The organism is Candidatus Bathyarchaeia archaeon, assembly GCA_041447175.1.
In the GTDB taxonomy this organism is placed as follows: domain Archaea; phylum Thermoproteota; class Bathyarchaeia; order Bathyarchaeales; family Bathycorpusculaceae; genus JADGNF01.
In genome coordinates, this window is sequence record CP166960.1 from 86710 (window position 1) to 108017 (window position 21308).

At 46.4% G+C, this 21308-nt stretch carries 20 protein-coding genes; 13 read left to right on the top strand and 7 right to left on the bottom strand.

Annotated features, from left to right (window positions below):
* Nucleotides 1–93: 93 nt before the first annotated feature.
* Complete coding sequence (locus tag ACBZ72_00575; protein XES77389.1) at nt 94–918, bottom strand: lysostaphin resistance A-like protein; 825 nt, start codon at nt 916–918, stop codon at nt 94–96.
* A 311-nt stretch (nt 919–1229) separates the two neighbouring features.
* Between ACBZ72_00575 and ACBZ72_00580 the strand changes: the two genes are divergently transcribed.
* The 3 genes from ACBZ72_00580 to ACBZ72_00590 are packed head-to-tail and all read left to right on the top strand — an operon-like array spanning nt 1230 to nt 2942.
* Nucleotides 1230–1691 (top strand): NfeD family protein, encoded by a 462-nt coding sequence (locus ACBZ72_00580; GenBank protein XES77390.1) that lies wholly within the window; start codon nt 1230–1232, stop codon nt 1689–1691.
* Nucleotides 1692–2615 carry an SPFH domain-containing protein gene (locus ACBZ72_00585; protein XES77391.1) on the top strand — a complete coding sequence of 308 codons (924 nt, stop codon included), beginning with the start codon at nt 1692–1694 and terminating at the stop codon, nt 2613–2615.
* A gap of 15 nt (nt 2616–2630) precedes the next feature.
* The gene (locus tag ACBZ72_00590) at nt 2631–2942 is read left to right on the top strand and encodes a hypothetical protein (GenBank protein XES77392.1); all 312 of its coding nucleotides are present in this window, start codon (nt 2631–2633) and stop codon (nt 2940–2942) included.
* Between the two features lie 114 nt (nt 2943–3056).
* On the opposite strand, the gene ACBZ72_00595 is transcribed toward ACBZ72_00590, so the two are convergent.
* From ACBZ72_00595 to ACBZ72_00605, 3 genes are all read right to left on the bottom strand, one after another.
* Entirely contained in the window at nt 3057–3839 is a 783-nt protein-coding gene (locus ACBZ72_00595; protein XES77393.1) for a methyltransferase domain-containing protein, read from the bottom strand.
* A gap of 69 nt (nt 3840–3908) precedes the next feature.
* Nucleotides 3909–5072, bottom strand: a complete 1164-nt coding sequence (locus ACBZ72_00600) for a geranylgeranyl reductase family protein (GenBank protein ID XES77394.1) — start codon at nt 5070–5072, stop codon at nt 3909–3911.
* Nucleotides 5069–5245 carry an indolepyruvate ferredoxin oxidoreductase subunit alpha gene (locus ACBZ72_00605; GenBank protein ID XES77395.1) on the bottom strand — a complete coding sequence of 59 codons (177 nt, stop codon included), beginning with the start codon at nt 5243–5245 and terminating at the stop codon, nt 5069–5071. The genes ACBZ72_00600 and ACBZ72_00605 overlap by 4 nt, the downstream gene beginning before the upstream one ends.
* Before the next feature lie 119 nt (nt 5246–5364).
* Between ACBZ72_00605 and ACBZ72_00610 the strand changes: the two genes are divergently transcribed.
* Complete coding sequence (locus ACBZ72_00610; GenBank protein XES77396.1) at nt 5365–5793, top strand: winged helix-turn-helix transcriptional regulator; 429 nt, start codon at nt 5365–5367, stop codon at nt 5791–5793.
* Here the strand turns inward: ACBZ72_00610 and ACBZ72_00615 are convergent.
* On the bottom strand, nt 5775–6296 hold the full coding sequence (locus tag ACBZ72_00615) for an Lrp/AsnC family transcriptional regulator (protein ID XES77397.1): 522 nt from the start codon (nt 6294–6296) through the stop codon (nt 5775–5777). The two genes, ACBZ72_00610 and ACBZ72_00615, sit on opposite strands and share 19 nt — an antisense overlap.
* Nucleotides 6297–6425: 129 nt before the next feature.
* Here ACBZ72_00615 and ACBZ72_00620 point away from each other — a divergent pair, with 129 nt between their 5' ends.
* The 9 genes from ACBZ72_00620 (at nt 6426) to ACBZ72_00660 (ending at nt 17625) form a co-directional block, all read left to right on the top strand.
* Nucleotides 6426–7406, top strand: a complete 981-nt coding sequence (locus tag ACBZ72_00620) for an asparagine synthetase A (protein XES77398.1) — start codon at nt 6426–6428, stop codon at nt 7404–7406.
* A gap of 229 nt (nt 7407–7635) precedes the next feature.
* Nucleotides 7636–9492, top strand: a complete 1857-nt coding sequence (locus ACBZ72_00625; GenBank protein XES77399.1) for a phosphoenolpyruvate carboxykinase (GTP) — start codon at nt 7636–7638, stop codon at nt 9490–9492.
* A 142-nt stretch (nt 9493–9634) separates the two neighbouring features.
* Entirely contained in the window at nt 9635–9892 is a 258-nt protein-coding gene (locus ACBZ72_00630) for a hypothetical protein (GenBank protein XES77400.1), read from the top strand.
* Between the two features lie 253 nt (nt 9893–10145).
* Nucleotides 10146–10691, top strand: a complete 546-nt coding sequence (locus ACBZ72_00635; GenBank protein ID XES77401.1) for a hypothetical protein — start codon at nt 10146–10148, stop codon at nt 10689–10691.
* Nucleotides 10692–10758: 67 nt separating this feature from the next.
* Entirely contained in the window at nt 10759–12951 is a 2193-nt protein-coding gene (locus ACBZ72_00640; protein ID XES77402.1) for a polysaccharide deacetylase family protein, read from the top strand.
* A gap of 203 nt (nt 12952–13154) precedes the next feature.
* Complete coding sequence (locus ACBZ72_00645) at nt 13155–13730, top strand: hypothetical protein (protein ID XES77403.1); 576 nt, start codon at nt 13155–13157, stop codon at nt 13728–13730.
* On the top strand, nt 13714–14289 hold the full coding sequence (locus ACBZ72_00650; protein XES77404.1) for a hypothetical protein: 576 nt from the start codon (nt 13714–13716) through the stop codon (nt 14287–14289). The genes ACBZ72_00645 and ACBZ72_00650 overlap by 17 nt, the downstream gene beginning before the upstream one ends.
* A gap of 150 nt (nt 14290–14439) precedes the next feature.
* Nucleotides 14440–16665 (top strand): beta strand repeat-containing protein, encoded by a 2226-nt coding sequence (locus tag ACBZ72_00655; protein ID XES77405.1) that lies wholly within the window; start codon nt 14440–14442, stop codon nt 16663–16665.
* 270 nt (nt 16666–16935) lie between these two features.
* Entirely contained in the window at nt 16936–17625 is a 690-nt protein-coding gene (locus tag ACBZ72_00660; GenBank protein XES77406.1) for a hypothetical protein, read from the top strand.
* Here ACBZ72_00660 and ACBZ72_00665 read toward each other — a convergent pair.
* The gene (locus ACBZ72_00665; protein XES77407.1) at nt 17622–19409 is read right to left on the bottom strand and encodes a hypothetical protein; all 1788 of its coding nucleotides are present in this window, start codon (nt 19407–19409) and stop codon (nt 17622–17624) included. The genes ACBZ72_00660 and ACBZ72_00665 overlap by 4 nt on opposite strands.
* Nucleotides 19406–21058 carry a hypothetical protein gene (locus ACBZ72_00670; GenBank protein XES77408.1) on the bottom strand — a complete coding sequence of 551 codons (1653 nt, stop codon included), beginning with the start codon at nt 21056–21058 and terminating at the stop codon, nt 19406–19408. Before ACBZ72_00670 ends, ACBZ72_00665 begins: the two co-directional genes overlap by 4 nt.
* Nucleotides 21059–21308: the final 250 nt, after the last annotated feature.

The following is a 21308-nucleotide window of genomic DNA, read 5'->3' on the forward strand; positions in this document are numbered from 1 at the left end:
CCTGGAGCTTTCTTCGGTACGCCTCGTTTTTAATGCGCCTCTTTTGGCTGCTTTTGTTACTTTTGCGTTGGGTTTATGCTGCCCCTTAAGTGGCTAGAACAGTTGAGCTTTGTCTTTAACTGGCTTGAGAGGCTGGTTGAGCTTTAAAGGTAGGATGTGAAGGACCGTGAACGTTGCGGCGTATGCGATTGCGGTGCTTATCCATCCTGCATAAGGAAATGCGTAAGTGACTTCGAGGGGTAGCGCCACGCTTAGAATGTTGCCGACTGCATGGAACGTGAATACGCTCCAAATGTCCCCTTTAGTCCTGTAGTATAAGTAGCCCATAAACAAGCCGCCTATTAGCGCGATGAAAAATTGTCCTTCAAAAAAGTTCTCAATCCAGGGCAACTGGAAAACGTGAATGTGTTGTAGAGCAAAAAAGACGGCTGACACGACTATACCAGCAAAAACTCCATACGTGGCTTGGATTCGAGACTGAATGTATCCTCTGTATGCAACTTCTTCGGCGAAGGCTCCGAATACGGAAAAAATAAGGTAGACGGCAAACGCAAGCGGCAAAAAGTAGTAACTGTAAAGTTCATATCCTCTCAACGAGGGAAATGTGATGAACCTTATCGATGCACCCAACGCCAGCGTGATGCTGTACCACAAAACTTGAAACAGACCCGCTAAAAATAAACTAACCAGAATTAGCCGTGAACCCTGAAAGCGGAAAAACGCTCTAAGTGACTTTTTTAAGTCAAGTTTTATGAGCAACAGCGCCAGTATAAAAACCGCAGAATATGACAATATTAGCATGGCAAAAATGGGTTCGATAGTCCAGCTCCAGATTGGGTATCTCACGAAGTATATTATGTAGCTTGTGAGCAGCAGAAGAGCGGCTCCTGTGAAGGTTTTGCTTGCGGATTTTGTCATGCTCTCATCCTTGTTGCTGCTGGTTGTTGAAGTGATGTTGGAAAATTAGGTTTCTGGTACGATTGCTTTCCGTCCTGTCTGTTGAGCGGTTTGTGGTACGCGTCTTGAGTGTCTTGTTTGGCCGAACTGTTTATGTTCTGCTTTTACTACAGGGTCTGTAGTACTACAGCCCCTGTAGTAATTTTTTTGTTTGTTGTGCGTTGATGGCTTGTGTTTTTCGTGTTTGTGTTTTCTATTTGAGGACATAAATAATTGCCAATAACGCTTGATACTAATCAATATCCTTATATCTGCATTGATGCGTATCGATGATGGGTAACAACTTGAAAGTCGCCCTAACCGTAAACGCAGACGAGTTAAAACTCGCTCAACTGCTATCCAAATTCGCCGAAAAATACAACATGTCCTACAAACTAAACCGCCACAACTCAGGCTTCCTTCTAGAGGCAAACTTGGGCAGCGACGATTTAGGCGAATTCATACGACGCATGAACCACCTCAAAGGCGCTGAATTTGCAATCCAAGAAATCCGAGGCGGCGGACCGTTAGATCAACTTAACGTTGCCTTAACGCGAACCAACGCTGACTCTCTTATCGGCAAAGAAGCAATCGCGAAAAGCGACCTAGACCCTCTCGACGGCGGAGCAGTCAAAATCGGTGGTGACGTTTGGCTCGCACGCCCCGTAGATGAGACCGCTATTAAGCTGGGCTCGATAGTGAGAGTGGTCCGCATCGAAGGCGTTACCTTAATCGTGGAAGGAGTAAACGAATAAATGTACGAACTTGAAATAGCAATTGCTCTCATAGCCGCCGCGATAGTTATCGCCATATCCATGTTAGCAGTCAAAAAAGTCAACCAATACGAAAAAGGCATAGTGGAAAGATTCAACGCATACGAAAAGATGGTGGAACCAGGACTAAGACTGATTGTACCGTTCGTGGAACGCATTTTCCGCGTCAACATGCGCGAACAAGTCATCGACGTGCCACCACAAGAAATCATCACCGAAGACAACGTAGTCGTAACAATAGACGCGGTCATATACTACCAAGTTATAGACGCCAAACGTGCCCTTTATGAAATTGAAGACTTCGAACTCGGCATCGTGAAACTCGCCCAAACTACTCTGCGAAACATCGTCGGCGAAATGTCCTTAGACGTCTGCCTCACCAGCAGAGAAAAAATTAACGTGGAACTCCGCAGCGTCCTTGACCAAGCAACCGACAAATGGGGCACCAAAGTTAACCGCATCGAACTCCAACGCATAGACCCCCCACTAGACATACAGACCGCTATGCACAAGCAAAAAACTGCCGAGCAGGAACGTCGCCAACTTCGACTGTTAGCCACTGGACGCAAAGAAGCCGCAGAACAAGAAAAAGCTGCCGCCATCCTTAAAGCACAAGGCGAAAAACAATCTGCTATCTTGCAAGCGGAAGGTGAAGCCAAATCGGTGGAGCTGGTCGCGGAAGCTCAAGCCAAAGCCATCAAGCTGGTGTCTGAATCTGCAAACCAGTACTTCAAAGAGAACGCGCAGCTAAACAAGAAACTTGATGTTGTTCGCGACACCTTTAGTCAGCAAACCAAGGTTGTGGTTCCCGCAAACTCTGATATCCTCAACGTCATCGGACTTGAAGGAGCGGTGCTGCCGGTTAAGAAGCAAACAAAACAGAGTAGTGATGGTTCAAGCAGCTAAACTTTGGGGATACCCATGGATACTTTCCTCATTTTCCCCATAATCTTTCTGCTGTTTGTCGGATTCATCTTCATAGTGACGACCATAGCCACAGTTTCAAAAAATCGGTCCACAAAAAAGTCCCAATACCAAAGCAAAGAAGGTGTACATTACAACCCCGCTGGATTTAGCCCCCAAATGGAACTCGACATCCGACTGCCCTACCGCCGATTCAAGCAAATCTATCCCCACAGCAACATCAGCTACGAACAGTACAAGCAACTTCAAAAACAGCGCGCGTTTAAGCGTTCAAGAAGCAACCAAGAAAACAGTCGAATGGTCAGATAAGGGCAATCAACCTTTTCCTCCTTTTTGGAGCAGTCTACTTCCTTTTGGTTCTCACATTTTTCCAACAAAAGAGACATCATTTTTACCTGTCATGAACCCATTTGCTGTCAAAAGCTAATTCTTCTTCTTCGCGGCAGCAATCACAGTACCCACATGAAAAAGGAAGGCTTGCTGAGCCGTCTTCTGCTTCAATTCGCTTCGCCATCGCGTCATCTCTTCGGACGTTGCCACTTTGGCTTTTGTAGCTTCAGACGTCAACCAGTCGCTGAAAGGAGTCTCCTCGAAGTCTCGAATAATTATCGACATAACCTTAACTTGTATATCCGTAAAGCCCCCTGACTGGACTATTCCGAGCAGTTGCCTTCCAGCCAACCCGTTTGGGCGCATGTGGCTGCTAAAGAAGCTGGTTAGGCGCCGCTCCAACTCAAGGTCACTAAAGTTCACCGAGACGCTTGTCCAGTCAGTGTCCACAAGGGAAAGGATTCCGCCCTGCTTTAGCACCCGCTTCATCTCACTAAACACCCGAGGCGCCGAAGCAGGAGGCAACACTTGAAACAAACGCTTAGCATAAACACGGTCAAACCTGTTGTCCTCAAATGGAAGCTCATGTGCATCCCCCACCAGTTGCCCAACGTTCGAGTGCTGTTTGGACACGGCTTGAGCTTGCTCTATCATTCTGGCGTCGCAGTCAATACCCACAACCAACCCACCTGAACCCGACGCCTCAGAAAATACAGGTGCAGCGGTGCCGGGACCGCAACCCAACTCCAAAACCCGCATTCCCCGCCCAATCTGCAACATGCGATAACTTTCTTGATTAACTGCGTCTTCGTCGTGAGCCCTCTTTTTGAGGAACTCGGCAGTTACGTAGCTTTTGTTTTCTTTGGCGGGATGCAACCTGAAGCCTCGGCTATAGGGTTAGTGGAATGTGCAATTAAAAAACTGTGCAACAAAAAATAAGAAGGGTTAGAGGAGGTGCCGTGCTATGCCTACCAGACGGGGCTTGCGCATGAGTACCTTCGCTAAAATCGAGAGTTTGGAGCCTCTTGCGAACTCTATGATGTCTTCGGGTTTTAGCACGTCGACAAGGTCGTTAAGGTCTTGGTCTGAAAGCTTCTCCAGCACTTCACGTAGCTTCTCTACGCGTTTGAGGTGGTTGCCCCGTTCTTCCCACCATGTTTCATTATATTTGCTTAGGGCGGTTTTGGAAACGTCGTTTTTCTTGATGCAGTCCATGATGACGTCGGCTGCCATTTGTCCTGAGATGACGGCTTCTTTGATGCCTCCGCCGTGAATCGGGTTTACGTGGTTGGCTGCTTCGCCGCAGAGCACGAAGCCGTTGGTGACCATGTCTTTGACTAAGCCGCCAACAGGGACGCAGCCTGCGTTAACTTCGATTATGCTGCCTTTGCTGATTTCAGGGTGCTCTTTGAAGAACTCCTGCATGTAGGCTGTGGGTTTTTTGTCTTGAGGTACTATGCCTAAGCCGACGTTGGCGCGGTGTTCGCCTTTGGGAAACACCCACACGTAACCTCTTGGCGCGAGAACGCTGGAGAGGTAAATGTGAATGAGGTCGGGAATCATGTCAACGTTGGTCATTTCATACTGGATACAGCTGTCAATCAAGTTGATTTTGGAAAACACGCCCAGCGCCTGATTGCGGATAGCAGTTTCGGCTCCGGCGGCGCAGACGACGACGCGGGCTTTCTCTTCAAACTCATTACCCATGAATTCGCCTTTAACGCCAGTGAAGTAGCCGCGGTCATCTTTGATTAAGCTGGAAATGTATGTGTTAGCCTGAATCGCTGCGCCTGCTTTGACTGCTTCTTCAGCGAGCCATTTGTCAAAGACCTTGCGCTCTAAAATGAAGCCGCCCTCAGTCAAAATGGCATCCAAGTACCTGCCGTCGGGGGCGTAGACTCTGGCGCCGCGCATTTTTTGGGCGATGCATCGGTCTGGGATTTTGCCCACGACGTTTTGGCTGGCTTCGCTTAAGCCTTCCCCGCAGCGTTTGGGGGAGCCGATTTCGGCGCGTTTTTCGAAGACTTTGACGGAGAAGCCGTTTTCGGCGAGTTTTTTGGCGCAGCATGTTCCTGCTGGGCCTGCGCCTATGATTACGACGTCTATCATGGTTTGGTCACCTTTATGGCTTCTACGGGGCAGGCTTTCTCGCAGACCCCGCAGAACTGGCAGAGTTTTTGGTCGTAGATTACTTTGTCTCTTAATTCTAGTGCGGCGGTTGGGCAAACAGAGACGCAGCCTCCGCATCTGAGGCATTTGTTGTTGTCTATATTCCAGGTCATGAGCTGTCACCCTCCACGTTCATGTGGTGTATTTTTTATACTATGTGGGATAAGTAAACCTTAAGGGTGTGTGTTCTTATAAATTAGCAAGTAAGCCCTTCCACACCAAGTGAGCAAACATGAGCACCAAAATCGCCCTCAGCTTCGAACTACGTCAACTCATCGAAACCCGCATGGAACAAACCCTCAAAGGCGTACAGGACACACTTGTCAAAATCATGGAAAAACAAGAACTCGACCCCCAAGCCCTACAAGACGAACTCAAAAGCTTGGAACAAACCTTCAATATGCTCTTTCAAAAATGGAACCTTGAAATCCTCTACTCACTTTTTCTCAAGACCTCCATCGGTTTTGGCGAATTCAAAAAAGTTTTAGGCGTAAACAGCCGCACCCTCTCTGACAAGCTAAAGCTGATGGCGGAAAGTGGCTACATCAACCGTAACGTAACCTCCGGTCCCCCACTGCGCGTTGAGTACACCTTAACGCCTAAAGGCAGAAACATCGTGCTGCTGGCAATTCCTCTGCTGTACTATTCTGCATCAATTTGACCTCCCCTGTAGACTTTCTTAAACGGCAAAGCTATAGCTGTCGTCTCTTTTATGGTCTCAAAAATCATGCATGTCAAAGTCTTCTCTATTCCGCTGATGAGGCGCAGCTTATCCACCACGAATTTGCCTACAACATCCACATTTTCTGCTCGCAGCTTCACCAGCAAATCCCAGTCACCCGTGATGATGTGCACTTCCTGCACCTCAGGGAATCGGGCGATTTCCTCCGCCACAGTTCGTTGTGAAACGGGTGAACCGTCAATTTTGGAGCGGTACGAGACCGAGGCTAAAATGAGTGCTGCGGTTCCTGAGCCCAGCTTGTCGGCTGCTACGATGGCGTGGTAGCCGCGTATGATGCCTTGTTCTTCCATGCGTTTGATTTTTGCAAAAACTGTGGTTAAGGGTGTGTCGATTTTTTTGGAGATTTGTTTGGCGGTGAGTTTGCTATCTCCTTGGATGAGTGCCAGTATGGCTAAGTCTTTTTCGTCAAGCTTAACAGACATACCTGTAATTATTACGGTCTTTTTCCTATAAACCTTCAGTTTTTTGGAATAATTACCACTTTTTATATAAAAAATTTATAATCCAGCCTGCTCTACTTGGAGAACAGAAAAAATTCGAGATGAATAATCTTGACTAAAATAACAACAATACCCTGCATGCCCTTAAGCGAAATGCCAAAACCTTTAGACCAACTCTCCGAAAATGAACTAAAACGAAAAGTGTGCATAGGCAAAATCATGACCCATACCCTGCAGTCCCTAACCTCCGCCTTCATCGCCGACGGCTACCAATGGCTACTGCCCATCGCCCTCTCCCAAAGCACCGACCCCCTATGGCCCGACCCAGGCGCCTCCATCGGCAAACGCATCGAAGTTGACATCTACGGAAAAGTCGTCCGCACCACCGCCAGCATGATTGTTCACAAACTAGTCGCCACGAGCTTAGCATACCCCAAACTGTTCATAGTTTCACCCAACATCAGGATCGAAAAAGCAGAACGCGCCAAAACAGGCAAACACATCTACGAATTCACCCAAATTGACTTTGAAGCCCAAGGCGCAACCACTAAAGACATCTACGCTTTCATGGAAAAAGCCATCATTAACCTTGTCACCAGCGTCAAAAAAGACCTCCAACCCGAACTAGAAACCCTCAGGTGCGACCCCGTAAAAGTTCCCGCCGCACCCTTCAAAATCTTAGACAAGGAAGACCTTGTCGCTGATTACGGTGCAGAATGGGAAGCATCCATTGCCGACGAAATCGAGGAGCCCGTGTGGGTAACTAACATTCCACGCGAGTTTTATGACTTCGAAGACTTCAAGACAGGCAAATGGGACAACTATGACCTTTTCATGCCCAAATTTGGGGAAGTTCTCAGCGGATCCAAACGTGAATGGGACTACAACAAAATGATCACGAAAATGGACCGCGACCAAGTCAAGCAGGAAAACTTTGCAGTCTTGCTTAAACTGGCTAAAGAAGGTAAAATCAAGCCCTCTGCAGGTGCAGGCATCGGCATGGAACGCATCGTAGGCTGGATAACTGGTGTTAAACACATAGCTGAAACGCAGCCGTTTCCAAGAATCCCTGGAACCGTCAACGAGCTTTAACCATGTGTAAAGAACTGCCATGTTAAACGGCACAATCATCAACTTTTTCTTTTTGTGCACAAAGTTTATCATTTACCTAAGCAACATGAAAAGGGAGAAAGTGCAACGTGCCTATCAACTGGTTGAAGGTTGAAACCCGTTTTTCTCCTGGCCACTCGGGGGCACATTACCGTAAAAATTTAATTAGGCGATCAACATGTACCTACTTAACCCATATCTAGAGGCATTAATGCCCAAACTAAGCCAGAAAGACTACGATAAACTGGCTGCCATAGACAACCCAAACGTCCACGAATTCATAGCCAAAGCAAGCGACCTTGGACACCCAGACCAAATCTTTGTCTGCAGTGATGCAGCTGAAGACATCGCCTATGTTAGGCGTCAAGCTGTCGCTACAGGCGAAGAACAAGCAACCTTAACACTGAAAGGGCACACTTTCCATTTCGACGGCGAATACGACCAAGGTCGAGACCGACCAAATACCAAATACTTGGTTCCCCGTGGAATCTCCCTGAGCAAAGCCCTCAACCAAATTGACAGGCAAGAGGGTCTAGCCGAAGTGAAAGGGCTACTTAAAGACTCCATGAAAGGCAAAACCATGATTGTCCGCTTCATCTCACTGGGCCCAACAAACTCTGTTTTCACAATACTCGGCTTGCAATGCACCGACTCATGGTACGTAGCCCACTCCGAAGACCTCCTCTACCGTTCTGGTTACGGCGAATTTGTCAAAGCAGGAACAAAAAGCGACTTTCTGCGGGTGCTACACTCGGCTGGAAAACTTAGCCCCGATATGGTTAGTCTTGAGCACCAGAAAAAACGCATCTACATCGACAACATGGACAACACCATCTACAGCGTGAACACCCAGTACGCGGGAAACTCTGTAGGATTCAAAAAACTTGCCTTCCGACTGGCTATACGCAAAGCAAACTACGAAGGCTGGCTTGCTGAACACATGCTCCTTATGGGTGTGCACGGACCTAATGGTCGCAAAACCTACTTTGCAGGTGCGTTCCCCAGTGCATGCGGCAAAACCTCAACTGCCATGCTGCCCGGAGAAACCATTCTTGGCGACGACATCGCTTACCTGCGACCCATAGACTCTGTGGCGCGAGCCGTAAACGTAGAGTCAGGCATTTTTGGCATCATCAAAGATGTCAACCCAAAAGACGACCAACTCATCTACAAAGTACTCACCACTCCTGGAGAAATAATATTCTCCAACGTACTCATCAAAGACGGCAAACCCTACTGGCTTGGCATGGGCAGTGAACTTCCTAAAGAAGGGACCAACTACACGGGTGCATGGTTTGAAGGTAAAAAAGACGAAAACGAAAACGACATTCCTGCTGCCCACAAAAACGCCCGCTACGCTGTTGCTTTGAAGGCGCTGGAGAACTGTGACCCCGAGTTGAACAACCCTGATGGTGTCGTTTTAGGCGGCATAATGTACGGTGGACGCGACGCCAAAGCTTACGTGCCCGTCCAACAAAGCTTCGATTGGGACCACGGCATCATCGCTTACGGTGCATCATTAGAAACTGAAACCACCTTTGCCACCATCGGAAAAGAGGGTGTACCCGAAATCAACATGATGAGCATCCAAGACTTCATATCTATCCCACTGGGACAAAACATCCGCAACAACTTAGAGTTTGGGAAAAAACTCAAACAAGCACCCATAGTATTCGGAGTTAACTACTTCCTCAAAGACAAAGACAACGGTGAATACCTCAACAGCCCACAGGACAAACACATCTGGGTCAAATGGATGGAAAAACGGGTTCACGGCGAAGTGGACGCAATCGAGACCCCCACCGGCTGGATTCCAAAATACGACGACCTCGTCCCCATCTTCAAGGAAGTGCTTGGCAAAGACTACTCCAAAGAAGACTACATCAAACAGTTCACAGTTCGGGTTCCAGAAAACTTGGCAAAAATCGAACGCGTGACCCATTTCTATCAGGAAAACGTCTCCGACATACCCTTAGAACTCTTCGGCATATTGTACATGCAGCGGCAACGCTTACTTAAAGCGCAGGAAACCTTTGGCGATTACATCTCACCCGAAAAGTTTGCCTAAAAAATTTACCCTGTTTGCTCCATCTTTTTTCCTTTTTTTGGCTCAAAGCTTAAATGCACCTGTTGTACAGAGTTTTAATTCATAATTTACTAATACCGTAAATCCCAACACAAATTAAGCCAAACGAATTGGTGAAACGATTATGAAGAAAACTGCTGCAAAGAAAGGAATGCTTCAAACATTAGATTTAGCTATACTGGATGGTGAAGGGTCATTTCCCTGCCCTACCTGTGGAACCCTCATCTCCCCCGATGACGAATCAGAAGACATTTATCAAATAGTCGACACCAAAATGGCTGGAGACGAGTTAGAGGAACTTATCATATGCTGTAACACTTGTAAGACCGATATACGCATTACAGGTTTCCAGCAAATGGCCGCTAACCTTCCCAACGAGTAAACACAATTTTTCTGCAAAACCAAATCAACGGCAAATCGCGTTTGAAGCCTCATAAAACATGCCTCAAGCGGGCACATATTCCGTAGTTTTCAAGGTAGGTGTGTTCATCTGTTCTGTTCTAATCTGTAGACAGCCTCTGTTCTAATTGTTAGTTTTCCGCTGTTCCGCAAAAGGAACACTGCAGTTCCACAAGCAGAGCTATAAAGAATCTCTCCATTACCTCTCTAAGAAACCTACTACAGGTGCCTGCCGCTTGGATGTCTCCAGTTTTCCTGAAGAGGGAGCGCTCGAGGGAACAACCCTTGCCGTCTACGTTTTCGCAGTCCGATTCAACCGACCCATAGGCACCAGAGATGTAGTGCGCGGTTTAAGCTTAAGCAGCTCAAGCGTGGCTTACAGGCACCTGCAAAAACTGGTTGCGACGGGACTGCTGACCCAAAACGAATCAGGCGAATACACGGTAAAAACAAAAAGGCGCATCCGCGGCTACCTCTGGTTAGGTCACCATCTTGTTCCCCAAGTTATTGTTTACAGTTTTCTTTTTATGGTCTTTTTAGTTGTTGAAGCAATCGTTTTCGTTATCCATTTCGGAGTCGAGAATTACGAGTTTAAAGTGTTCTTTTTTATTTTGATGCTTATTACTGCGGCAGTTATCGTGTTGCTCTTGGTGGAAGGCTTTTTACAGCTGAAACGGTTCAACCGAACTGAATACAAACCAAAAAAGAATAATAACAGCAATAACCAAGCCGTTTTTGGCTTTTCACTTACACCTTTAAAACAGTTTGTTGCTACATTTTGATACCCACATTGTTTTATAATCTCGCGAAACAGAAAAGTATTCACGCAATTGTAGGCAGTTGATTTTAATGCAGAAAAAATTTTGCGCGTTTGCCTTTGTATTTTTGCTAGTACTATCAGTTGTAGTTATCACCTTCCCTGCACCCATGACAAAAGCAGCCACAACCCCAGCTTGGGATTTCGAAGACCACGGTTACGGCCACATTTCATTCACCACTTTAACTGACGCTCAAATGATTTCAGAACTTACAATGATGACTACCCTCTTTCAGCAGCACGAGCTGCCTGAACCCAAACACTTCGCTTACCCAAATGGTGAGGTCAACGCAGCCGTAATTGATGTCCTTAGCCGATATCGTTTAAGCGGCAGAACAGGCAGTGCTGGCGCAATTTTCCCCGAAACCTACCCCGTTGCAGACTGGTTTGACATGTCCAGTTCCCTGATTGATGAAAGCACCACCTACGCTGACGTAAAAGGCTGGATTGACCAAGCAATAGCCGACAAAGGCTTGCTGAATCTGTTTACGCATGAAGTGGTTGTTTCTGGCGACCCATCCCTTCAAGGAACAACCCAGACAATACTCGGTCAAGTCCTAGATTACCTTGTTGAACAACAAAATGCCGACAACCTCAAAGTCATGACTATGCGGCAAGCATACGGAAGTTACGATGGACAAACAGCCGTCGTAGTTATGTCGTTTGATGACTGTTACGTTTCGGACTATTCCGTAGTATGGCCCATGTTCAAAGAACGCGGCTTGGTCGGAACCAGTTACTTGGTGGGCTCCGTAGTGGAGTCAACTGAAGACCGCTTGACCTGGTCAATGATTTCTGAAATGGCGCCTTCATCACCACCAGCGCCTTCCCCGCCTGCTATCGCTGCGTGGGGCGTAACCGTAAATGTGAGTCCCTCAGATGGTGGTACAACAACCTTCCCCCCAGGGTCTTTGGTAGCGCCACAATACATCCTTTCAGTTGAAGCATACCCTGCGTCTGGATATGCTTTTAGCCACTGGACCTTTGACAACCAAAACATAACTGACAACCCCATGCTTTTACCCCAGCAACAGCTAGGAACCTATCACGCTTTGGTCGCTGTTTTTATTAACGCCACCGAACCCATGCCCTCTACAGAGTGGATCTTGACAGCAAACAGTACGATGGGCGGAAGCGTGGTGCCTTCAGGCATTTTAAACGTGACCGATTCAATCACTTTGAATGCTACTGCGGATGTGAACTACACTTTTGGTTTTTGGCGGTTTGATGATTTGAATTTGACTTCTGCTGAGAACATGACTTTGTACAACGTGACTTCAACAAACGCAACCTCTTCAATTACTATTCCTCAACAGAACGCCAGCTCCAACCACACCTTAACAGCTTTCTTCACCAATGAAACCTCACCGCAACCCTCCCCGTGGACCTTAACCATCAACACCACAGGCAGCGGCTCCACAACTCCAACTGGGCTTGTCAATGTCACTGGAGAAATAACAGTTAATGCCACTGCCGACACCAATTCCACTTTCAGCTACTGGCAATTCGATGACCTCAATATAACCTCTGCCGAAAACATGACCCTCTATAACGTTACCTCAACCAACACAGCCTCAACCATAACCATACCCAGCCAAAATGCATCTTCAAACCACACCCTAACCGCTTTCTTCGCCAACGAAACAATCCCCTCCCCCCAGCCATGGGCTCTAACTGTTAACAGTTCAGAAGGCGGAACCACAACCCCCACAGGTCTTATGAACGTAACAGGGACAATACAAGTGAATGCTACTGCGGATGTGAACTACACTTTTGGTTTTTGGCGGTTTGATGATTTGAATTTGACTTCTGCTGAGAACATGACTTTGTACAACGTGACTTCAACAAACGCAACCTCTTCAATTACTATTCCTCAACAGAACGCCAGCTCCAACCACACCTTAACAGCTTTCTTCACAAACACAACGACTCCATCGCCTTCGCCTCAATGGTCCCTTTACATTAACATTTCAGTGGGCGGATTTACTACACCCTCCGGTTTTCTTAATGTCACTGGACCACTGACGGTGAACGCCTCAGCCCTTGAGAACTATACGTTCGGATACTGGCAGTTTGACAACATGAACATAACTTCTACTGCAGATTTAGCGTTATATCAAGTGACTTCTACAAATTCAACTTCAACCATTACTTTGCCCGCTCAAACCGATGGGTTAGACCACGCTTTGAAGGCATTTTTTATCGCCACAGAGACTAACCCCTAACCTGCACCTTTTTTCTTTTTAGTATATCTATAGCTGTTTTTAGTTAGTGACTTGCTTTGGCTTTTATGGTAGCCTTTCTAGATGGCAGATTAAGTTTGTGGCTGTCACGAGACTACTACAGTTTTATATTGGTGAATTTTAATAGGTTCACATAGCACAGTTGACTAATCGAGGGTAAATGTTTGGTTAACGGAAGGCGGAAGATGCTTGCCGCCAGAGATGACTTGGCGGACCGGATTGGCAAAATGGCTGAAAAACGCGGATTCACGCTTTTTGGCATGGTCAATGACCTGTTGGATTTAGCCATCAAAGCCGACAACATGGGCATAAGCCTAAAAGAAGCTGTAGACTCCTTTGAACTTGCCAAGGAGGTTCGAGATGCCAGTTTTACTCTCGTTTTGGAAAGTCTACTTTACGACACAGCTGAAATAGCCTTCCGAAGCGAGAAAGAAAAAACTCTCCAAACATGGTTTGACGCTGGCGTTTGGATTGCACAACGCTATATTGCCCGCGGAGTAGAAGACCCCTTGGGCGCTTACGAGAGAGAATTGAAGGTTTTCGGTTGGAACATCCCCGGCGTCACCATGGAGCGTTCTGACAAGGAGGTTTCTTTTCGGATTTTAAGTCCCCGCTTTTCCGAAACATACACGTTGCTTTTTAATCACTACTTGCAGGGAATTATTGACGGGTCAGGATACACTGTTACTTTCAATGAGGTTGGACGGGGAAACATCCGCTTGGAAGCCGTGAAGAGGGAAGATAATGGCGGCCACAGGTAAAGGTAAACGACTAGTTTACGTGTCTGAAGATTTGCTGGAAAAAGTGGCAAAGGTAACCCGCGATGAAGGCATTTCCTTAAGCAAGCTTGTGGAAGGTGCTTTAGCCGAAACCGTAAAAGTCAATGAGTTAGGCTACAGCTCCAGCCAGATGTCGGAGTTTTTCAACGTTTTGCAAACCAACCGCGTTTTAGGAGGGCTCTTTATCCCTTCCGGCGTCTTGGATTATATGGTGGAAAAATGCTGCCAAAAAGACACACCAAAATTACACGCGATTTGGTATGAGAGCGGGGTGTGGAGTGGTAAATACTTAAAGGAGAAATTCTCTGACCCCGTGGAAGCTTTTGGGCATTTTTTGGAACTCACGCGATGGGACCTAAATGAGGTGGATGTTCAGGAAAGAGCCGGCGTGATTAAGGTGCGTTGCATCTCAACAGTTATGAGCGTAGAGGGCACACGGTTGCTTTCTAAATTTATTGAAGGCGTGGTTACTGGTTTGGGTTACAAGACTCAACATGTGGATTGCCTTAAAGGTATGATAATTTTAGAATCCACAAAGTAGCTTTGCTGTTTAATATGCACATATATATGACGCTACGTGAGGGTGTATACAACTTCTTTTTTCGCAAACATTGCTGTGTACACAAGTAATAAATAGGCATCTCAGGATAGTAGGAACACCGAATATAAACTCAAAGGAGAAAAATAACAAATGCAAATAAACAAAAAAATATTATCAGTAGCTGTAACTGCTCTTCTGCTTCTCTCCATGGTCGCGGTCATAGCACCAGCATTTGCACTTAGCAATCCAACTCTTTCTGTTGCAACTGGGTCTGCCGGAACCAGCGTTACAGTCACCGGAACAGATGCTCAACCCTTCGGTTCTGTTACTGTATATTGGGATTCATTATCAGGCGCAGTTCTTGGTACTGGCGCAGTAGATGCCTCTGGCGCATATAGCGTCAAAGTGAAAATTCCCTCAGCTACTGCAACAGCTCCTGCCGCTACTCCTGCTGTTCATCACTATATCGTAGTCAACGACGGCACCGGTGCTAAAGGCACTGAATTCGTTGTTACTCCCCGTTTAGTTGCAAGTACAACTCCGGCCACAAATGACACATCATACGACGCAAAAGTTTTGCCTGGCGACGCCCTCACCTTAACCGGCGACGGTTTTAAGGGCAGCACCGGAACTTCAACCGTATCAGTGACTGTAACACTTGACAACGGCGTCCACGCACCCTTCACTATAACCACACCACCAATAGCCACAAATGGAACCGGTTCATTTGTAGCCACAATAACAGTTCCAAACACAATAACAGAAACTGATTACGGCGCTTTCACAGTAACAGCGACAGACGGAACTAACACTGCAACATCCGATGTTCTGGTTGGCTATTATGCTGCAGTTAACCCAGCAAGTGGTCCAGCGGGCGTCACAATCACCGTCTCAGGCAGAATTCCCCCTTCCAAAGCATACACCGTATCAATTTCTGGTCCAGGTGTTGCATCAACACAAATAGCCTCTGGTACCTCAAGCGGAACAGGTGCATACTCTAACGCATACACCATACCAACTCTTCTAGCATCCAACGACTACCAAATCAAAGTAGACTGGACAACTGACTTTGCAACAACCACACTCAAAGTTTTACCTGCACCTACCTTGACCTTGAGCCCAACGCAAGGTGTAGCTGGTAAAGAAATAACTGCTTCTGGCGCTAACTTCGTTGCATCGTCAAACGTAACCCTGTACTTCGGCAGCACAGTTGTCAACAGTACAGCACTAGATAAAAGATTCAAAGCAAGCGATTCCAATGGTGTAGTAAGTAACATATTCTCTGTACCTACCCTTGAACCAGGAACCTATACTGTCAGATTAGTTGACGACTATGGTGCATCCGCAACTGCACAATTCAAGATACTTCCTGCAGCAGTCACAACAATAACCACCGCAAGCTCATACGTCCAAGGTGATACAATCAGCTTCATCATAACCAGCACGGATGGTTCCTTCACTAACCCAGTGATTGCAATTAAAGATGGTTCTGACATTTACTGGTGGAAATCTCCAGTTCTAACAGTGACTGACATGCCTGACGGCAGTCGCCAAGTACTATTCCAAGACCAAATAATTAACGGCGTACCAATGACGCTGTCAGCTAATGCCCCAACAGGCGTATGGAACTGGACAATATCTTTCTCCGACTCTCTCGGCGCACACACTACTAGCGCAACTAACTGGCAGACTGGCACATTCACAGTTACTGCAGGCGGAATCAGCGGAATCAACACCCAACTCAACAACATGAATGCAATTCTGCTGCAAATCAACGGAACAGTCGCTACACTACAAACATCCAGCGGCGGCAACATGACCGTTGACCTGAGCTCACTTAACGCTAAACTCGACAGCATCTCAGGCAACATCGCAACACTCTCCACCAACGTTGGCGCAGTCAAAACCTCAGTCAGTTCACTTAGTGGCACCATCTCCAGCATAGACAGCGGCGTAGCAACCATCAAAACAAACTTAGGCTCAATCCAGACAAGCATCAGTAGCCTTGATGCAGTACTCGGTGCAGTTGCAGGCGACACAGCAACCCTCAAGACCAGCATCGGCGACGTAACAACCTCACTGTCTTCAATCGGCACAACAGTCACAGGCATCAACAACAACGTAGCAACCGTAAAGACTGACCTAGGCACACTATCAGGCACAGTCACCTCAATCAGCGGCAACGTAGCAACCATCCAGACCAGCATCGGTAGCATGCAAGCAGACATCAGCAACATGCAATCAGACGTCAGCAGCAGCAAGAGCTCAACTGACAGCCTTACACCTCTGATCATCGTCGCAATCGTGCTTGCCCTCGTAGCAGCAATCGCTGCAATTGCAAGCATCGTTTTGATGCGCCGAAAGATCGCAGGTTAAGAAACAAACCATAAACGAGCCAAAAGCTCTCCCTTTCTTTTCTTTGTATCAAAACTTCTCGATGGCTATTTTGTGTTTAACTTGTGTTCTTTATATAATGCGGTATGTGTTTTTCCCAGTTTTCTCTGCTTTAAATCCTTGCTTAAACCCGCGTGAATTCACTGAACGTTTCTATTTCCTTTCTTTAGCTATCGTAAAATTGACATAAACAAACTCAAAAAGTCCATATACCAAAAAATCAACACCTAACCCCTCGCTTGGGGAAGTAACATGAAAAGCATCAGAATTACACTTCAAGAAGAAAGAACCGAAGACGCATGGTTTGACCTTAGCCTAAGAGAACTGCGGGCAGGTGAAGTTCGCTTCTACAAAGCCAACGACCTTCAAACGGGGCAATGGCTTTTCAAAATCTGCTGCGACCAAGAAAACGGGCGAAGCATGGTCAAAGCCATAAAATGTCCTCCCGGAAGACTATTTAGCCAGCTAGAAGGGGCAACCATGCTTTTTCAGCAAAGCCTTGAACCTGACCTATACTACGACATCATTTCTTTGACTAAGGTTGATGGCGACGGGAAAGTTCACCGTGAACTCGTTAAATCACTGGATGACATACCTGCTGCCATACGGGACAATTTTCAGGTGAAAAACTATGATGAAGCTACCGGTAAAAAACTCCCTGGGACTCACCTTGTCACCTTAAGCAAAAAAAACAACGAAAAAGACATGATTACCCTTTTCATACTGGAACGTGCACGCACTTTACCCGTCGAAGAGCGAAAGAAAGCCCTTGACCTTTTGGCATTAATCAAAGAAATGCAGAAAACCAGCATAACCGAAGTCAGCAACATCACAAACGAAACCTTCAACATTGACCGAACCAACCTCGACCAGCTGTTAGCTGAACTTGAAGCGAAAGGAAAAATAAAACGGCTAGACGAGAACTTTGTCAAGTTAGCCTAAGCCTTTTTCTTATTTTTGCTAAACAAGTCTTTGAGAACTTCTTGAGGTTTAAATTCTTCTCTGGACCGAACCGACGCGTCTTCAACATAAAGCCTAACCGCCCTTTCCAGTGCATCGGCGCTAACTGGAATGTAATCTAGTTTGTCGTTGAAGTAGCTGAGCACTGACGCTGCACAGGCGAACTTGACTACGTTGTGCTCTAACCGGGCTGAGAACTTCATGCTTCCTGGGATATGTTTGAGGATTGCTTCTCGTGCGTTTCCGATGGTGTCGTACATTTCGGGGGTAATCATCACTGGTTTTTTGGGAAACCGTCCTTTAACCAGTGGATGACCTGTTTCGATGGCGTAGACCAAAGCAAGGTGGTCGCGTATTTTTTTTGCGTCTTTGTCTACGTTAACTTCGCCTAGCGCCAGTCGCATTTGGCTTCTGGCTATTTCGACGTATCTTTCTTTGGTCATGCGATGTAGGCGGCAAATCATGCGGTCTTCGATGGCGCTGAAGTTAGGGTCCCCTATGGTTACTGCGTAGCCTTGACCCATGACTGCAGTGTTGTAGTTCACCATGAAGAAACCGCTGAATCTGTAAGGACCGATGATTTCTCGGTGCAGTTCATGTTTGATTTCTCCGCGTTCCATGGCAATTTTAAGTACATCCACCATGCCGCTGTAGCGGAACCAATCATTAAATTCTGGAACAATGAAGTTGAAGGTTTTGTCCACATAAATCTGGCCTATCCTGATAAATCGCGCAGGTGTGATGCCGCCACAATAGCGGTTTCTGCCTGGGACACCATGAGGTTCCATTTTTCCTCCTGAGCTCCCCAAAACGAGGTCTCGGGTGGAGAAGCTTTTGCCTGTGCCTGGTTCGCCGAAAAGTGCGTAGCTCCAACCTGTTCGTAAGCCTGTTTTGCCTTGGGGATTCACGATTTCTACGTCACATAAACCGTATTGTTGAATTATGCTAAGGAAGCTGTCAAAGTAGAGCATGTCGCCAAACATCTGCTGTAGATATTCTGCGACGTAGTTTGCGCTGAAAGTTTTGCCGAATTTGATGGTTTGTTCAAGACGGTTTTTGAGTAAGTCGTTGATATATTGGTCAAGTTCGTTTTGCATGTTCATTATTCGTCGGCGTTCGTCTTCCAGTGGGTCTGGTGGCCCTTCTTCTTGTCCGGCAGCGTTGGGGGATGTTGTTGTTTGACTGGTTGTCGTTGGGAGTTTGCGTTCTGGAACTGCTAACCCTAACTCTTCCCTGACCATGGGTATGGTTTCTTCGGGCATTCGCCATTCCTGGTATTCTTCCCCCAAATAGGAGGGCACCACAATCTTGAGTTGTTCCAGCTTCTCCAAAACCTTGTACGCATCAACTTTCAGTTTTGAAGCTTCTTTCTGCTCTTGGGCTCCAAAGTTTCCACCTGCTTGCGCCATCAACTTCAACAGTGCATCTGCGGCTTGTCCATACTTCTTTTCGGTTTCTGCAATGCCTGTGTGGATTTTGTCTACAACGCCTTTTATGGTTAAATTGCCGTCTTCGTAGGTGTAGTATCTGCCTCGAAAAGACGTGTAGTCGCGTGCAGGGTACTTTTTGAAGGCCTCTTGAAGTTGCTTGTCGTTGAGGGCTTGGGCGATTTCCATAGCCGATTCGTCTGGGTCAGGTTCCCAAGCATTCACGTACTGGTCAAAGAACCCAATTTTCTGGTCTTTGCCAATTTGGTAAATGTCGGTTGCTGGGTAAGCTTGTTTGATGAGAAGTTTTTTTTCCAAGGTTTTGTCGTCTTCGCTCACGTTGTTTCCTCCAGAATGCGTTTGCAGAAAACTGCTGTTTCTTCTTTGGTCATCCAGCCTTTCTTTTCAATTTCGTCTAATCCTTCGTTAAGGATCTGTGCGTAGTCGTCAAGGTCAGCAAGGTTGCTGTCTTGACAAACCTCGTTAAGCTTGAGTTTGAAGTCTGCTTCTGTCTGTATTTTTCCTATAACCCACGTGTTTAGGGTTTCGTGGAATTTTTTGTTTGCAGGGCGTGTGAAGCTTTTTAGTTTTGGTTCGGGGTTACGGGAAAGCATGTTTTTGAGTTCCTTGATTACCCCTATGTTTCCTTCGAGTATGGCTGTGGGCGAGAGTATGTTGTATCTTTCTTGTTCATTTTTGGTGTACTTAATTAGGTACACAGGAACTTGGGCAAAAATGGGTTCGTCGAGGTCTTCCAGTTGCCATTCTGCTTCCACTTGGCTTCTGAGGGCATTACCGCTGTTTTTGAGGTCTTCGATTTTGTTTTCTAAGCTAGAAATTAATGCTGCCGATTGATTGGTGATTTCTTGAGTCTGTTTCTGTTTCTCTCTTATTTTGTTGGTGTATAAGTTGTTAAGTTGGATAAGCTTTTTTTCTTCTTGGGCTATGGCGTTTTGGTATTCGTCGTGTTTCTGCTTGATTTTGCTTTCGCCGTCTCTTTTTGTCTGTTCAATTTCGTTGGAGATTGTTTTGATTTCTTTTTTTGCGTTTTCGACTTCGCGTTCACACTTCTTTAACGCAAAAACCACGACTGATGACTTTGAGGCTTTCTTGTCCTTTTTGGCGATATTCGCTTTCTTTTGAGCAGCCTCTTTTTTTTGCTCTGCTGCTTGGAGTTTCCGCATGTGCCTTTCATGCTTCTTTTCCAGTGCCGCCATCTTTCTTTCTAAGCTTCTTTGAAGAACAGCGGTGGCTTTTTCTTCTTTTTGGGTTAATTTTTTGACTGTTTTATCAACTGCCGGTTTGAGAGATGTGGTTTCTTGTTCCAGTTTTTCTTTGAGCTTCTCGTTTTCGTTTGCAGAGGCACTGGTTTGAAATTCCAGTTCTGCTTTCAATTGTGCGATGGCATATTTTAGCCCTTTTGCATGAGCCTGCATGGTTCTTAAGCAGTTTAGGTATGCTGTGCTGGTTTCTTTGGCTTTTTGTTCGTCTATTTCTAAGGGAATGGTTGAGTTTTCTTGCTGTTTCTGGTCACGCAGCCTGCCAATTTTGAAGTATTGGGGTAGATAGCTTATGATTTCGGGGTCGTTGATGACTGCAGGAAATGCTTGATTGTTGGGGGCGGTGAATTCTTTGCTTCCGTTGACATGTTGGTTTAGTGTTTCCAAAAGTTTTTGGGGATTGGGCGAGTTTTTTTTGAGGTCTTCAATTAGAAGTGCGGTTTTGGTTGGTTCTTGGAACGTGAATTTGTGTTCCAAAATGTTTAATCCGTTCACGAATATGCAGGTGTTGCCTGTGGGGAGAATCCAGAGTGGATAGTAAACTTTGGCGATAAACGTGGTTTGTTCGGGGTCTCTTAACAAGTTTGGTTTTTTCCGTTCAGACTCTGCCATACAAACTACGCATGCAATCTCGGCTTGGTAGGAAACGTCCTCGTTTGGGTCTGGCGTTTGGGTGATAAATGGGAGCGCCAAGGTTTTTGTGCTCATGTCTTTTCCCCCGTTTTAGGCTTATAGCATTGAATCAGGACTTCTGTTGCTTGTGGCAAGGTTTGTGTGCCCCAATTCGTATTATAGAGTGGACGTTTTGTTTTTATTTGTTCTTCTTTTACTGGGGTCGTTTTCGCGTTGGTTTAGACTTGTTGAGCTTTAGTGGCGGTTTTTGCATAGCCCCTCTCTGTTTGCGGACTCAAGTGTAGCGGTGTTTCTGTGCTGTTTTTTTGTCTATATGCCTCTTTGG

Bases quoted from the DNA above. Each gene is read 5' to 3' on its own strand.
- ACBZ72_00670 (XES77408.1), bottom strand. From the start codon at position 21,058: ATGAGCACAAAAACCTTGGCGCTCCCATTTATCACCCAAACGCCAGAC.
- ACBZ72_00585 (XES77391.1), top strand. From the start codon at position 1,692: ATGTACGAACTTGAAATAGCAATTGCTCTCATAGCCGCCGCGATAGTT.
- ACBZ72_00655 (XES77405.1), top strand. From the start codon at position 14,440: ATGCAAATAAACAAAAAAATATTATCAGTAGCTGTAACTGCTCTTCTG.
- ACBZ72_00610 (XES77396.1), top strand. From the start codon at position 5,365: ATGAGCACCAAAATCGCCCTCAGCTTCGAACTACGTCAACTCATCGAA.
- ACBZ72_00660 (XES77406.1), top strand. From the start codon at position 16,936: ATGAAAAGCATCAGAATTACACTTCAAGAAGAAAGAACCGAAGACGCA.
- ACBZ72_00605 (XES77395.1), bottom strand. From the start codon at position 5,245: ATGACCTGGAATATAGACAACAACAAATGCCTCAGATGCGGAGGCTGC.
- ACBZ72_00630 (XES77400.1), top strand. From the start codon at position 9,635: ATGAAGAAAACTGCTGCAAAGAAAGGAATGCTTCAAACATTAGATTTA.
- ACBZ72_00615 (XES77397.1), bottom strand. From the start codon at position 6,296: ATGTCTGTTAAGCTTGACGAAAAAGACTTAGCCATACTGGCACTCATC.
- ACBZ72_00640 (XES77402.1), top strand. From the start codon at position 10,759: ATGCAGAAAAAATTTTGCGCGTTTGCCTTTGTATTTTTGCTAGTACTA.
- ACBZ72_00590 (XES77392.1), top strand. From the start codon at position 2,631: ATGGATACTTTCCTCATTTTCCCCATAATCTTTCTGCTGTTTGTCGGA.
- ACBZ72_00650 (XES77404.1), top strand. From the start codon at position 13,714: ATGGCGGCCACAGGTAAAGGTAAACGACTAGTTTACGTGTCTGAAGAT.
- ACBZ72_00575 (XES77389.1), bottom strand. From the start codon at position 918: ATGACAAAATCCGCAAGCAAAACCTTCACAGGAGCCGCTCTTCTGCTG.
- ACBZ72_00600 (XES77394.1), bottom strand. From the start codon at position 5,072: ATGATAGACGTCGTAATCATAGGCGCAGGCCCAGCAGGAACATGCTGC.
- ACBZ72_00625 (XES77399.1), top strand. From the start codon at position 7,636: ATGCCCAAACTAAGCCAGAAAGACTACGATAAACTGGCTGCCATAGAC.
- ACBZ72_00580 (XES77390.1), top strand. From the start codon at position 1,230: ATGGGTAACAACTTGAAAGTCGCCCTAACCGTAAACGCAGACGAGTTA.
- ACBZ72_00645 (XES77403.1), top strand. From the start codon at position 13,155: ATGCTTGCCGCCAGAGATGACTTGGCGGACCGGATTGGCAAAATGGCT.